The sequence below is a fragment of the Mycobacterium sp. SMC-4 genome (assembly GCF_050205565.1).
Classification (GTDB): domain Bacteria; phylum Actinomycetota; class Actinomycetes; order Mycobacteriales; family Mycobacteriaceae; genus Mycobacterium.
Genome location: NZ_JBNMQU010000021.1, coordinates 1 through 12,954 on the forward strand (window position 1 = coordinate 1; position 12,954 = coordinate 12,954).

14 protein-coding genes are annotated in these 12,954 nt (G+C 68.3%); 8 read left to right on the top strand and 6 right to left on the bottom strand.

Translation table 11 applies throughout. The annotated features are described in order from the left end of the window. The first annotated feature begins 88 nt into the window (after positions 1–88). The gene (gene yaaA, locus ACQI46_RS25445; RefSeq protein ID WP_427096831.1) at positions 89–835 is read left to right on the top strand and encodes a peroxide stress protein YaaA; all 747 of its coding nucleotides are present in this window, start codon (positions 89–91) and stop codon (positions 833–835) included. 11 nt (positions 836–846) lie between these two features. Here the strand turns inward: yaaA and ACQI46_RS25450 are convergent, their stop codons facing one another. After that, positions 847–1,323, bottom strand: a complete 477-nt coding sequence (locus ACQI46_RS25450) for a hypothetical protein (RefSeq protein WP_427096832.1) — start codon at positions 1,321–1,323, stop codon at positions 847–849. Positions 1,324–1,447: 124 nt separating this feature from the next. On the opposite strand from ACQI46_RS25450, the gene ACQI46_RS25455 reads away from it, so the two are divergent. The 3 genes from ACQI46_RS25455 to ACQI46_RS25465 all read left to right on the top strand — a co-directional run bounded on the left by ACQI46_RS25455 (position 1,448) and on the right by ACQI46_RS25465 (position 3,570). Beyond that, positions 1,448–1,681 carry a hypothetical protein gene (locus tag ACQI46_RS25455; protein WP_427096833.1) on the top strand — a complete coding sequence of 78 codons (234 nt, stop codon included), beginning with the start codon at positions 1,448–1,450 and terminating at the stop codon, positions 1,679–1,681. Positions 1,682–1,777: 96 nt separating this feature from the next. Continuing rightward, positions 1,778–2,629 carry a hypothetical protein gene (locus tag ACQI46_RS25460; RefSeq protein ID WP_427096834.1) on the top strand — a complete coding sequence of 284 codons (852 nt, stop codon included), beginning with the start codon at positions 1,778–1,780 and terminating at the stop codon, positions 2,627–2,629. Between the two features lie 23 nt (positions 2,630–2,652). Further along, positions 2,653–3,570: an alpha/beta fold hydrolase gene (locus ACQI46_RS25465; protein WP_427096835.1), complete on the top strand. Its 918-nt coding sequence runs from the start codon at positions 2,653–2,655 to the stop codon at positions 3,568–3,570. Between the two features lie 4 nt (positions 3,571–3,574). Here the strand turns inward: ACQI46_RS25465 and ACQI46_RS25470 are convergent, their stop codons facing one another. Genes ACQI46_RS25470 through ACQI46_RS25480 form a run of 3 tightly spaced genes read right to left on the bottom strand, consistent with a single transcriptional unit; the run spans position 3,575 to position 5,873 of the window. Next, positions 3,575–3,799 carry a hypothetical protein gene (locus ACQI46_RS25470; RefSeq protein ID WP_427096836.1) on the bottom strand — a complete coding sequence of 75 codons (225 nt, stop codon included), beginning with the start codon at positions 3,797–3,799 and terminating at the stop codon, positions 3,575–3,577. Between the two features lie 37 nt (positions 3,800–3,836). Further along, entirely contained in the window at positions 3,837–5,120 is a 1,284-nt protein-coding gene (locus ACQI46_RS25475) for a competence/damage-inducible protein A (protein WP_427096837.1), read from the bottom strand. Between the two features lie 6 nt (positions 5,121–5,126). Next, a complete protein-coding gene (locus tag ACQI46_RS25480; protein ID WP_427096838.1) occupies positions 5,127–5,873 on the bottom strand; it encodes a glucose 1-dehydrogenase in 747 nt (248 codons plus the stop codon). A gap of 81 nt (positions 5,874–5,954) precedes the next feature. Between ACQI46_RS25480 and ACQI46_RS25485 the strand changes: the two genes are divergently transcribed. Continuing rightward, positions 5,955–7,031, top strand: a complete 1,077-nt coding sequence (locus ACQI46_RS25485; RefSeq protein ID WP_427096839.1) for a diacylglycerol kinase — start codon at positions 5,955–5,957, stop codon at positions 7,029–7,031. Here the strand turns inward: ACQI46_RS25485 and ACQI46_RS25490 are convergent. Then, the gene (locus ACQI46_RS25490) at positions 7,028–7,474 is read right to left on the bottom strand and encodes an ATP-binding protein (RefSeq protein ID WP_427096840.1); all 447 of its coding nucleotides are present in this window, start codon (positions 7,472–7,474) and stop codon (positions 7,028–7,030) included. The genes ACQI46_RS25485 and ACQI46_RS25490 overlap by 4 nt on opposite strands. 45 nt (positions 7,475–7,519) lie before the next feature. Next, a complete protein-coding gene (locus ACQI46_RS25495) occupies positions 7,520–7,906 on the bottom strand; it encodes an STAS domain-containing protein (RefSeq protein ID WP_427096841.1) in 387 nt (128 codons plus the stop codon). Positions 7,907–8,095: 189 nt separating this feature from the next. Here ACQI46_RS25495 and ACQI46_RS25500 point away from each other — a divergent pair, with 189 nt between their 5' ends. The 3 genes from ACQI46_RS25500 to ACQI46_RS25510 all read left to right on the top strand — a co-directional run bounded on the left by ACQI46_RS25500 (position 8,096) and on the right by ACQI46_RS25510 (position 12,841). After that, complete coding sequence (locus ACQI46_RS25500; protein ID WP_427096842.1) at positions 8,096–8,857, top strand: HAD family hydrolase; 762 nt, start codon at positions 8,096–8,098, stop codon at positions 8,855–8,857. 53 nt (positions 8,858–8,910) lie between these two features. Beyond that, positions 8,911–10,041, top strand: a complete 1,131-nt coding sequence (locus tag ACQI46_RS25505) for a nitronate monooxygenase (RefSeq protein ID WP_427096843.1) — start codon at positions 8,911–8,913, stop codon at positions 10,039–10,041. 271 nt (positions 10,042–10,312) lie between these two features. Further along, entirely contained in the window at positions 10,313–12,841 is a 2,529-nt protein-coding gene (locus ACQI46_RS25510) for a glycosyl hydrolase family 28-related protein (RefSeq protein ID WP_427096844.1), read from the top strand. Positions 12,842–12,954: the final 113 nt, after the last annotated feature.

Sequence of the window (12,954 nt, forward strand, 5' to 3'; positions counted from 1 at the left end):
CATCACGGCAGAGACGGTAGCGCGTTCAGAGCGGCGCCCCCGCCTCCCCCGCCGGGCGCGCCGCTCTGAGCGCGCTACCGTCTCTGCCGTGATGGTGCTGCTGCCCCCGTCGGAAACCAAGCGCGCCGGCGGCGACGGAGCCCCGCTGAGCCTCGACGCGCTCGGCTCGCCGGCGCTCAACGACGTCCGAGGCGAATTGATCGACGAACTCGTCGCACTGGCCGCCGATCGCGACGCGAGCCGACGGGCACTCGCCATCTCGGCGTCCCAGGACGCCGAGATCGACCGCAACGCCGCGCTGCGCACCGCGCCGACGCTGCCCGCCCTGCACCGCTACACCGGCGTGCTCTACGACGCGCTCGACGCGCACACGCTCAGCGGGGCGGCCGCGACCCGCGCGCGGGCCCGACTCGCCGTCGGATCGGCGTTGTTCGGCGTCCTCCGAGCTGACGACCCCATCCCGGCCTACCGGCTCTCGGCGGGTTCGAAGCTGCCCGGCCGCCCCGGCCTGGCGACGCGGTGGCGCCCCGTGCTCGAACCCGTCCTGAGCGCGGTGGCGGCTGACGAGCTGGTGGTGGACCTGCGCTCAGGGTCCTACGCGGCACTCGGGCGGGTGCCCGACGCGGTGACCGTCACCGTGGTGGCCGAACACGAGGACGGACGGCGCACCACGGTCAGTCACTTCAACAAGGCGCACAAGGGTCGGCTGGCCCGGGTCCTGGCGACCACTCGTTCCGAACCGGCCGACGCGGCCGGGGTGGCGACAATCGCGCGCCGAGCCGGGATGCGCGTCGAACGCGCCGACCGTCAGCTCACCGTCGTCGTGGCGGCCTGAGCAGGCGGACGCTACAGCTCGAACAAGAAGTCGGTGGTGTAGAACTCCTCCGGGTGCTGCGAGAACGCGCTCGGACGGGTGACCGACACCCACGCGCCCGAGGCACCCGACGCGATCGGCGCGCTCACCGTCACCGCCCCGCCGCCCGCGGCATCGGTGATCAACGCGGCGGCAGCCACACCTGGATCGCCGGGAGCGCAGTGCAGGCCGCGCGGCACCTGGATGAGCCGGACGTCGTAGTGGGTGTTCGGCTTGCCGGTGGCGAACTGCAGGTCCGCGGTGACGGTGCTTCCGTCGCTGCGCATGTACGCGACCGCGCGACCGTAGTCGCCGGCGCCCTGATAGGGGTTCTCGGAGAAGTCGCAGCGGCGCTGCTTCTGCGACAGCGGCACCGTCGTCGCGTCCGCCGCGGAGACCGCCGGACCCAGCACCGCTGCTGCCGAGAAAAGTCCGGTGGCCACGAGCGCGATCCGCGCGATTCGGCGCATGAGTGTCGATTCCTGTCTGCTCGAAGCGGATGAGTCCGATGTCGTCACATTAGATCCCATCACCGTATGTCGCGGGAGGATCGGTCCCGTTGACCAATGTCGACCGTCGCGGCACACTTCGCCGATGGCCACGCTGCGGCTCTACCTGCGCCTTCAGGCGATGATGCTGGTGTTCGGCATCGTCGGCCCCATCTTCCTGTTCGTGTACTTCGCGATCCAACCCGACCCGACCGTGCGCTGGATGTACTGGTGGGGTCTGTTCATCACCTTCGCCGACATCCTCGTCGCGCTCTATCTCACCGACACGATGACCGCGCGCGAACGGGACAACGCGGCGCCGCGATCGAAGGACGCATGACCACGCCGCAACGATTCGACTCGTGCGTGCTGACGCTGTTTCTCCGCCGAACCCGATAATCGGCCGCGGGAGGCGGCCGGCGCGCTAATTTGGGGCGTGCTCAAGGACATTCGAGACCTTGCCGACTCGCCCGCCGAATATGCCGAGGAACTGCGCCGGCGTTGGGGCGGCCTGCTCAGCTACCGCTACATCGGCCGCAGCTACGCCCAGATGGATCTCGGGCCAGAAGACAACACCGTAGCGGTTCGCCGTGACATGCGCGACGGTGCCGGCGGGCTGCTGCTGGCGGTCCTGGGCATCGCCTCCCCAGAAGGCGGACACATGTCCGACCTGGAGGCCGTGCCCAATCCGGTGATCCATTCCTGTCAGATCCTCGACCCCGGCGTCGGCGTCACGCGGATCGAAATCCTCTCCGAGGAGCTCAAGCGCGGCCGGCAGATGGGATACAGCCGCTCCAAGGTCGTCGATGCGGACGAACCGTCACGCGTACTGGCGCTGACCCAGGGGCAGGGCATCAGCATCGGCACCCCACCGGACGGTCTGCAGCGTATGGAGGCCAATCCGATGACGGTCGTCGACTCCCCCGACCTGCCGCCGCTGTGGCAGATCTTCGGCGCGAGTCTGCGCGACGACGGCTGCTGGGCGCTGCCGGAACTGTCGGTCGACGTCGCCTCCCCCGACGCCGCGCTGCACATCGGTCCGCAGTTCGTCGTGCTCGAGACCGCCGCGCGTCATCACGCCGTCGAGGTGGCCGGCACCGAGCGGCTCCACGGGGTGTCGTCGCACGTCATGTTCCTGGCTCGCGGCAAATCCGGACCGTTCCGGGTGGAGGCCGAACCGATGCCCGGCAGCGACGGCCGTGTCGCGGTGCGGGTGGTGATGTACGACGAGGGCGCCGACGACCGGATGACCACCGTCGGGTCCTACCTGTTCGCGACCGCGGCCTGACGGCGTTTGCCAGACTGTCGCCCATGGCTCTCGATATCGCGCGTCCCAAGCTCGAAGGCAAAGTCCACGTCGGATCGGACCGGCAACTCGGGTTCGCCGAGTTCGGTGACCCGCAGGGCCGCGCGATCTTCTGGCTGCACGGCACACCGGGCGCCCGACGGCAGATCCCCGTCGAGGCCAGAGTGTTCGCCGAGGAGAACGGCATTCGGCTGATCGGACTGGACCGCCCCGGTATCGGGTCCTCGACCCCGCACGAGTACGGCAGGGTCATCGATTTCGCTGACGATCTGCGGACCGTCGCCGACACCCTCGGCATCGAGCAAATGGAGATCATCGGCCTGTCCGGCGGCGGTCCCTACACGCTGGGCTGCGCCGCGGCCATGCCCGACCGCGTCGTCGCGGTCGGCGTGCTCGGCGGCGTCGCGCCGACCCAGGGGCCCGACGCCATCGGCGGCGGGCTGATGGGCAACGTCGGCCTGCCGGCGGCGCCGCTGCTCGAGCACGTCGGGACCCCGCTCAGCATGGTCGCCACCGGGCTGATCCGGTTGATCAAGCCGGTCGCCGAACCCGTCCTGTTCCTCTACGCGAGCATCTCACCCGCGGGCGACCGCCGACTGCTCGTGCGCCCGGAATTCAAGGCGATGTTCCTCGACGACCTGCTCAACGGCAGCCGACGCCAGCTCGCCGCGCCGTTCGCCGACGTGGTCGTCTTCGCCCGCGATTGGGGCTTCCAGATCGAGGAGGTCAAGGTTCCGGTGCGGTGGTGGCACGGCGATGCCGACCACATCGTGCCGTTCGCGCACGGTCGTCACGTGGTGAGCCGGCTCCCCGACGCCGAGCTCTACACGCTGCCCGGGGAGAGCCACCTCGGCGGGCTGGGCCAGGCCGAGGCGATCATGACCGCGATGGCCGAGATGTGGGACACCCACGACCAGCGCTGACCGGTCAGCGCTGCAGCCAGCCCCGCACCGTCGGCAGATCCTTGCTGTAGCTCTGCATGATGTCGTCGTGGTAGAGCGTGCCGCCGCTGATCGCGGTGTCCCCGCGCCACACGATGTGGACGCGCACCACGCCCTTGTCGAAGTAATCGCTGCGCTCTGCGACGCGGTGACGCCAGCCGGTCTGCTCAGCGAGCGCCGAGACAGTCTGTCGCTCGTCGGTATCAGCCATCGGTGAATCTCCCGTGTCGATTGGTGTCTGCGACACTCTAGCCTTGGCCGGTCAGCGCTCGACGCAACAGATGCATGGCCACGGTCGTGGATCGCTCGCGGATGTCGGACCGGTCCCCCGGTAACCGGGTCGTGCGCGTCAGGAACCGCACGTCGTCGTTGTCGCCGTCGCGAAGCGCGACCGAGAAGCAGACTGTGCCGACCGGTTTGGCGTCTGTCCCGCCGCCCGGTCCGGCGATGCCGGTGATCCCGACCGCGGTGTCGGCGCCGAAGCGGCGCAGCGCGCCCCGCGCCATGGCCTCGGCGACCGGCTCGGAGACCGCGCCGTGCTCGTCGATCAGGTCGGCATCGACACCGAGCATCTCGACTTTGGCGTCGTTGGCGTAGGCGACCACCCCGCCGGCGACGTATGCCGACGAGCCCGACCGATCGACCAACCGTGCGGCCAACAGTCCGGCGGTGCACGACTCGGCCGTCGCGATGCGGCGACCTGCCAGCAGGTCCGCGACCTGGTCGTCGATCAACGCGCCGTCGGTCGAGAAGATCTCGCGCGGGTGCCGCTGCCCGAGCAGTTCCAGCAGGTCGGCATACGCCGCTGCGTCCTGAGGCTCGAATCGGGTGACGATCTCGAGTTCGCCGCGGCGTAAACAGGTGGTGATCTCGAGCCGGTCGAATCCGGCGACGCCGTGCTCGGCGTCGCGCAGAGTGTCGGCCAATCCGGACTCGGGCAGCCCGAACATCCGCACCGTGCGCTGCTCGTAACGGGTCCGGCCGGCGATCGCGGCCTGCACCGCGTCGGTGGCCACGGCCGCCTGCCACATGGGCTGCAGTTCGCGCGGCGGACCCGGTAACACCACGACCGTCGGCGCGCCGGCCACCACGACACCCGGCGCCGTGCCCACCGGGTCGAGGACCACGGCACCGGCCGGGATCAGCGCCTGCTTGCGGTTGGCGGCCAGGACCGCCTCGGCGTGGACGTCGGGAAACCGTGCCATCATCCGCGTCAGGATCTCGTTGATCGTGCGTTCCACCGCAGCGTCGAGGACCAGCTCCCGGCCACAGAACCGCGCCACCACCTCGACGGTCATGTCGTCCGCGGTGGGCCCGAGCCCGCCGCTGGTGATAATCAGGTCGACCTGTTGTTCGGCCAGGAACCGCAACTGCGCCTCGATGTCGGCGGGCCGGTCGCCACACTGCGTGATGTGGGCCAGCTCCACCCCCAACTCCAGCAGGCGGTCAGCCAGCCACGGACCGTTGAGGTCCCGGACCCGCCCGGTGAGGACCTCGGTCCCGGTGACCACGATGCCGGCGCGTGCGGTCATCGGCTGCTACTTGTGTGGAACGTCGTTGGTCAGGCCGCCGTCCATCACGTACTCGGCGCCGGTGGAGTACCGCGACTCGTCGCTGGCCAGGAACACCACGAACGTGGCGACCTCCTCGGGCTGGCCCGGCCGCCCCAGCGGGATCCGCAGCATGTTGTCCGGGAAATGCTTGGTCATCGGAGTGCGGATGAATCCGGGATGCACGGAGTTGACGCGGATGTTGTGGGAGCCCAGTTCCAGGGCGGCCGACTTGGTCAGGCCGCGCACCGCCCACTTCGACGCCACGTACGGGTGCACCATGACCGCACCGCGCAGACCCTCGATGGACGAGATGTTGATGATCGAGCCGCCCCCGGCGGCCTTCATGGCCTCCACCGAGTGCTGCATGCCCAGGAATGTCCCGGTCAGGTTGACGTCGATGACCTTCTGCCACTTCGCCATGTCGAACTGACCGATCTGGCCGAGCGCCACCGTGCCGGCGTTGTTGACCAAGACGTTGAGCTTGCCGAACTGGTCGACCGCGGTGGCCACCGCGGCCTCCCACTGGTCGGCCTGGGTCACGTCGAGGTGGACGTAGCGGATCGAGTCGGGGGTCTCGGCGTTGATCTCGTCGGCCAGCGCCTGACCCTTCTCGTCGAGGATGTCGCCGATGACGACCTTGGCGCCCTCGGCAATCAAGGCCCGGGCGTCGGCGGCACCCATGCCCTGCGCCCCGCCGCTGATGAGTGCCACTTTTCCGTCCACGCGTCCCATGGGGCGTCAGGCTACCGCACGCGGGTGGACACGAATTAGAACCTGTTCCTATTTGCCCGGCGGGCACGCATACTGCTGCCCATGGCGATTCGCGTGGCACAGATCGGGACGGGCAACTGCGGCAGTCTGACGTTGCGTCAGCTCATCGAGGACGACCGGTTCGACCTCGTCGGCGTCTGGGTCTCCTCCGACGCGAAAGCCGGCAAGGATGCCGGCGAGCTCGCGCGGCTGGAGGTGACCACCGGCGTCACCGCGGTCACCGACCTGGACGCCATCGTCAAGGCCAAACCGGACTGCGTCGTCTACTGCGCCATGGGTGACGTCCGCATGCGCGAAGCGATCGCCGACGTACGGCGCTTCCTCGAAGCCGGCATCGACGTCGTCGGCTCGTCACCGGTCAGCCTCGAATACCCGTGGGGTGTCATCCCCGACCGGTCCATCGAGCGCATCGAAGCCGCTGCGCAACAGGGAGATTCGACCATCTTCATCACCGGCGTGGACCCGGGCTTCGTCACCGACCTGCTGCCGCTGGCGCTGGCGGGCACCTGTCAGCGTGTCGAACAGATCCGCACCATGGAGATCGCCGACTACGCCAGCTACGACGGTGCGACCGTGATGTTCGACGTGATGGGCTTCGGCAATGAAGTAGGAGACCTGCCGTTCCTGTATCAGCCCGGCATGCTCAGCCTCGCCTGGGGTGTCGGCATCCGCCAACTGGCCGCCGGACTGGGCATCGAGATCGACGAGATCACCGACTCCGTCGAACAGGAACCTGCACCCGAGGACTTCGAGGTAGCTGTCGGCACCATAAAGAAGGGCACGGTCGCGGCGGTCCGGTTCCTGATCGAGGGCAAGGTCGACGGTCGCTCGGCGATCGTGGTCGAGCACATCACCCGACTGCGCGGCGATCTGCGCCCGGACTGGGCGCAGCCCGCTCAAGAGGGCGGCTCCTACCGGGTGGAGATCACCGGCGAACCGTCGTACGTCATGGACATCTGCCCGACCAGCCGCAACGGCGACCACAACTATGCGGCGATCCTGGCCGCGGCCGGACGGATCGTCAATTCCATTCCGGACGTCCTCGCGGCTCCGGCAGGGATCCGCACCACGCTGGATCTGCCGCTGTGCACAGGGAAGGGCGTGTACCGCCCGGCTTAGCGTTTGCCGACCCGGTTCCACACCAGACGGACCCGCGTACCTTCCGGCGACTTCTCGATCTCGTAGTCGTCGGACAGCGTTTCCATCAGCGGGATACCCCGGCCGCGTGTGCGCGGCGCGGGACCGGGCTGCGGGGCGCGCCAGTTGCCCCGGTCGCTGATCAGGACGGTCAGCGTCTGGGCGGGCCCGTCGTGTATGCCCTGGATGTCGATGGTTCCGGGACGGTCGGACAGCAGATAGGCGAACTCGGCGGAGTTGGCCAGCGCCTCGTTGATGGCCAGGACGACGTCACTGCATCGCACGGCATCGAGGTCGAAGAACCGTTGCAGCCACTGCGCAAAATCCTGGCGGGTCTGCGCGACGGTCAGGGCGTCCGCGTCGAGCCCGAATCGCTCGAAGCGTTCTGCATTGGCCACTTCAGCCGGCGGCATTGAATCGATCATGGCAGTTCGTGGCTACCCCGAGACGCACTTTCCTATGCGGCTTACCTACGCACCGCGCGCCGCGAGGGCTTCGTCCAGGCTCGGATACAGGCTCACGATGTCCGCGATGCCGACGAGCTTGAGCGGTCGACTGGTCGCAGGACCGTCGGCGACCACGCTGATCGCCACGTCAGAGCCCGCTTTGTCGTGAGCGGCCACCAACACGCCCATCCCCGCGGAAGCCAGGAACTCGACCTCCGTGAAATCGATCACGACCCCGGCCGGCTGCTGGCTCAGCGCGGTGTCGATCGCGGTTTCCAACTGCGGCGAAGTGAGCATGTCGACGACACCCGAGACCGCTACGACAGCTACCCGGTCGACCCAGCGTTCGGTGACGACACAGTTCGACGCTCCCGATGAGGCGGTAACGCCTTCGGCTGCTTGCTCGTCCAATGTTCACCTTCCATGTCAGGCCGCTTCGTGCAGCACGCACGGCTGCGCACTCAAGCGTGCCACCCGCGCAGGCTGCATCCTGAACCCGGCAAGGACCAAACTACCGTGGCCGTCTGCTGCGACCGGGGTCAGATTAAACCAGGAGTGCAAACGTCACCCGTAGCATGGCGGGTCACAGCCTCACCGCGCATGACAGAGGAGCGGAATGTGACCGCCGATCCCGCCGATCCGGCGGAGCTGATCGCCACGATCGACGACAGTCCCCCGGGTCCCCGGATCGGGGCGTTCTTCGACCTCGACGGCACCCTCATCGACGGCATCACCGCCACCGCCCACGCCGGCGACCGTATCCGTCGCCGCCAGGCTCGCCTCGGTGAGGTCTTCGGGGTGATCGAAGCGGCCATGCGGTACCGGTTCGGTCGCGTCCACTTCGAGAACCTGCTGGTGCGCGCCGCCGGCTATCTGCGCGGCGACTCGCTGGCCGAGCTCGACGCCGTGGGGCAACGGCTGTTCGGTGAACGGGTGCGGTCGCGGGTCTTCCCGGTCATGCACCAGATCGTGTTGGCCCACCAGCGGCGCGGCCACACCGTGGTGCTGAGCTCGTCGGCGCTGACCATCCACGCCGAGCCCGTCGCGCGCTACCTCGAGATCGACCACGTGTTGTGTAACCACTTCGAGGTCGACGAGCGCGGCCGCCTCACCGGGGCCATCGCCAAGCCGGTGATCTGGGGCCGGCAGAAAGCGGTGGCGGTCCAGGAGTTCTGCGCCGCGCGCGACGTCGACCTGACGCGGAGCCACTTCTACGCCGACGGCGAGGAGGACATCGCCCTGATGGGCCTGGTGGGCCATCCGCACCCGGTCAATCCGCGGCGCCGGCTCGCGGTGGTCGCCGCCGAAGAAGGTTGGCCGGTGCTGCGTATGCCGAATCCACGGCGCCGTGTACTAAAGTAGAACACGTTTCAGTTTTCGGTCTTACGTGCCTATAGCCCCACCAGGAGCGGACTATGCATACTCCCCTGTGCGACCAACTCGGCATCGAGTTTCCGATATTCGCCTTCACCCACTGTCGCGACGTGGTCGTCGCGGTCAGCAAGGCCGGCGGCTTCGGCGTGCTGGGCGCAGTGGGCTTCACGCCTGAGCAGCTCGAGATCGAGCTCAACTGGATCGACGAGCACATCGGCGATCACCCCTACGGCGTCGACATCGTGATCCCCAACAAGTACGAGGGCATGGACTCCAACATGTCCGCCGACGAACTCAAGGCGACCCTCAACTCGCTCGTCCCACAGGAGCACCTGGACTTCGCCAAGAAGATCCTGGCCGACCACGGCGTGCCGACCGACGACAGCGACGACAACGCCCTGCAGCTGCTCGGCTGGACCGAGGCGACCGCCACCCCGCAGGTCGAGGTGGCGCTCAAGCATCCGAAGATGACGCTGATCGCCAACGCGCTCGGCACCCCGCCGAAGGACATGATCGACCACATCCACGCCGAGGGTCGCAAGGTTGCCGCGCTGTGCGGCTCGCCGTCGCAGGCACGCAAGCACGCCGACGCCGGCGTGGACATCATCATCGCCCAGGGTGGTGAGGCCGGCGGGCACAGCGGTGAGGTCGGTTCCATCGTGCTGTGGCCGCAGGTGGTCAAGGAAGTGGCGCCGGTGCCGGTGCTGGCCGCCGGCGGAATCGGCAGCGGCCAGCAGATCGCTGCCGCGCTGGCGCTCGGCGCGCAGGGGGCCTGGACCGGATCGCAGTGGGTGATGGTCGAGGAGTCGGAGAACACCGCGGTCCAGCACGCCGCGTACGCGAAGGCCACCAGCCGCGACACCGTGCGCAGTCGGTCGTTCACGGGCAAGCCGGCGCGCATGCTGCGCAACGACTGGACCGAGGCGTGGGAGGACCCCAACAATCCGAAGCCCCTCGGTATGCCGCTGCAGTACATGGTCTCGGGCATGGCTGTGGCCGCGACGCACAAGTACCCGAACGAGACCGTCGACGTCGCGTTCAACCCGATCGGGCAGGTCGTCGGCCAGTTCACCAAGGTCGAGAAGACCGCGACCGTGATCGAACGCTGGGTCCAGGAGTACCTGGAGGCCACCAACACTCTCAACGAGCTCAACGAGGCCGCCAGCGTCTGACTTCGCGCACCCGGGGCGGGGCACAGCAACGGCGTTGGGCGCGCTACTGCCTGCCGGTTCCCGGAGATGTTCGTCGCCGTAGTCAGCTGGCAAACATTGAGGTTCGGGCGCGGCGCCCGGCCTTCTGGGTGGGCGTGGCGCGCCGCCGTCGGTGATTTTCGGCGCCGCACAACGTTTTCGGACGGCTCACGAAGCCGTTGATCGTTGAAACCCGACGGCGCGTGCCATACTTCGAGCGAATCTACGCAGGCGACAATTTTGGGGGGATGCGATGGACAAGCGGGCGGGACGCGTCAGCGGAGCAGTGGTTGCGGCAGGAATCGGACTCGCGCTGAGCACCGGGCACGGGATCGCCGCTGCCGAAACCACCGGACCGGACTCGTCCGAGTCGGGAACGCGCGCGGAAGCCCGCGGCGCCGCGAAATCGACCGACCGCGTCTCGCCGACGAGATCGCGTCAGGCCCGCGACGACTCCGACGACGCGGATTCCCGTGACGCCGGTTCTGATCGCGACGCCGGTTCCGAGCGCGACGAGGATGTCGACTCCCGTGCCGCCGTCGAGGACAAGGGCCGGCGCGGCATCGCCGACACCGGCCCCGCTCTCTCGCGCAAGTCCCCGACCTCCGCGACAGATGACGACCAGTCGACCCTCGAACGCGGTGCGCCGTCTGCCGCGCCGGAATCCGATGTCGTCGTGGTGGACACGACCCCGCCCGTTGCGCAGACCCGCGCCGTGGCCCCCAGGCGGGCGACCACGGCGCCGTCGGCCGACACCGGCGAGTCCGCCGGGACTGTCGTCACTAAGTCTGTCCCCGTCGTCGCGCGGGTACTGGATTCCGTCGGCTTCAGCCGAGATCCCCGTCCTGCCGACTCGCCCTTGATGGTGGCCGTCCTGGCGTGGGTGCGCCGCCAATTCGACGAGACCTCATCCACCCCGACAGCGTCCAACCCGACGGGATCGGCCACCTCGACGTCACGGACGCTGCGGCAGTCGGCCCGATCGGCGATCACGGTCAACGTGCGGGATTACGGAGCCGTCGGAGATGGCGTCACGGACGATTCCGCTGCGATCAAAGCCGCCCAGGCGGCGATGACGTCGGGTGCCACGCTGTACTTCCCCGACGGCGATTACCGCTTCGCGCAGCAGAATCCGGCCGACGGCGCGGCCATCGTGCTCAGTGGCCTGTCGAACGTCACCATCGAGTTCGAGCAAGGTGCCCGGCTGCTGATGGACAATCTCACCTCGTCTGGCCATGGCCAGGGGCACGGCATCAAGATCGCCGGCGCCGCTTCCCATGTGACGCTGTTGAATCCGACCATCGAGTGGGTGACTCGTCCCACGTGGCGCAGCTGGGGCGACGGCATCTCGATCGTCGGGTATCCCTCCGACGCTGCCCCGGCTTCGGGCTGGACGGGCTCCACGGGCAAGGTCGAGTTCGTCTCCATCATCAACGGCCGCGTGGTCAACGCCCCGCAAGCCGGAGCTGTCGTCATGGGCGCCTCGGATGTGACAGTCACCAACTTCACGGCCATCGGAACTCTCGCCGACGGCCTGCACTTCAACGCGAACCGCCGCGTGACGGTCGACGGGTTGCTGGCGCAGAACACCGGGGACGACGGTTTGGCGTTCGTGACCTATTACCACCCGACTCAGCCGTGGACGTACGGCCCCACTGACGGCCCGTTCAATCAGAGCGGCATCGGCGAGTGGAACAACGGCGGGTCGACGGCGACCAACATCACCGTGACGGGTGGCCAGGCGAACGGCTTCCGGGTCCAGGGCGGCTACGACATCACGATCAGCGACGTGACGATCTCCGGCAAGGCCTTCGGGTTCCACGTCAACTCGGCGATCGGCGCCTTCGCGGGCGACTGGACGAGTCTGGCGTCGCGCGACATCACGATCTCCGATGTGACGATCGAGAATGTCGGGACCGGAATCGTGCTCGGCACCAACAACATCGACGGCACCGAAGACTCGAAGTGGTGGGATTTCTCCGGAACGACGATCAGCGACGTGGTCATCCGCAACGCTCAGAACTGGTCGGTGTCGGTGGAGACGCCGTGGACGACGACCTCCAAGTTCGCCGGAGTCACCCTGCGCAACATCTACGCCGAAACCGGCGTCGACGTCGACGGCCCCAATGTCGGCGGCAACGGCGGATTCCTACTTGCGTCCCTGCGGGATTCGGTGATCGAGAATGTGCGGCTGGTCAGCGACCATGCGGCCAACATCCTGGTCCTCGGAACGAGCCGGATGCGGGACGGGCTAGCAGTCTCGGATCTGCCGTCGTCGAATCTCACCATCGATGGTCTGGTGCTGGAGGGTCCCGGCCAGATCCTGGTCCAGGACATCGCCGGCGTGGAGTTCGGTGAAGTCTCGTCCACCGGGGCCGACGGCGCCGGGGTCGTGATGTACCGGGTCAAGGACGCGACGTTCGACGCCATCAACGTCACGCTGGCGGGTCGCGGCAGCGGCGACGGCTACGGCGTGCGGCTGTTGCAGGTCCGCGACATCGACATCGAGAACATCGTGATCGCGATGGACGACCACATCGGGTCCTCGTGGTGTGCCGTGCAGATCAGCGGCGGCAACCCGAGCGAGGGTGTCGCCGGTGACGGCGTCCGGATCGACAACCTCGTCTACACCACCGAGCGCGATGCCTTCGCATCCGATATCGACGTTCAGGGCGGACCGTGGGGTGCGGTGAACTGGTACATCGACGCGCATTGGCGCCACGAGGGGGCCGTGAATCCGCACTGGACTTCTTACACGTACGGCGACATCAGTCCCCTCTGACCGGCTTACGCCGCGGGAGCGGCAGGCGGGGCCTACGCCGCGGGAGCGGCGGGCGGGGCCGCGACCGCGGGAGCGGCAGGCGGGGCCGCGACCGCGGGAGCGGCCCCGCCTGC

Excerpts from the sequence above, each read along its gene's own strand:
- ACQI46_RS25450 (WP_427096832.1), bottom strand. The coding sequence starts at position 1,323 with ATGCGCCGAATCGCGCGGATCGCGCTCGTGGCCACCGGACTTTTCTCG.
- ACQI46_RS25455 (WP_427096833.1), top strand. The coding sequence starts at position 1,448 with ATGGCCACGCTGCGGCTCTACCTGCGCCTTCAGGCGATGATGCTGGTG.
- ACQI46_RS25465 (WP_427096835.1), top strand. The coding sequence starts at position 2,653 with ATGGCTCTCGATATCGCGCGTCCCAAGCTCGAAGGCAAAGTCCACGTC.
- ACQI46_RS25470 (WP_427096836.1), bottom strand. The coding sequence starts at position 3,799 with ATGGCTGATACCGACGAGCGACAGACTGTCTCGGCGCTCGCTGAGCAG.
- ACQI46_RS25475 (WP_427096837.1), bottom strand. The coding sequence starts at position 5,120 with ATGACCGCACGCGCCGGCATCGTGGTCACCGGGACCGAGGTCCTCACC.
- ACQI46_RS25480 (WP_427096838.1), bottom strand. The coding sequence starts at position 5,873 with ATGGGACGCGTGGACGGAAAAGTGGCACTCATCAGCGGCGGGGCGCAG.
- ACQI46_RS25485 (WP_427096839.1), top strand. The coding sequence starts at position 5,955 with ATGGCGATTCGCGTGGCACAGATCGGGACGGGCAACTGCGGCAGTCTG.
- ACQI46_RS25490 (WP_427096840.1), bottom strand. The coding sequence starts at position 7,474 with ATGATCGATTCAATGCCGCCGGCTGAAGTGGCCAATGCAGAACGCTTC.
- ACQI46_RS25500 (WP_427096842.1), top strand. The coding sequence starts at position 8,096 with ATGACAGAGGAGCGGAATGTGACCGCCGATCCCGCCGATCCGGCGGAG.
- ACQI46_RS25505 (WP_427096843.1), top strand. The coding sequence starts at position 8,911 with ATGCATACTCCCCTGTGCGACCAACTCGGCATCGAGTTTCCGATATTC.
- ACQI46_RS25510 (WP_427096844.1), top strand. The coding sequence starts at position 10,313 with ATGGACAAGCGGGCGGGACGCGTCAGCGGAGCAGTGGTTGCGGCAGGA.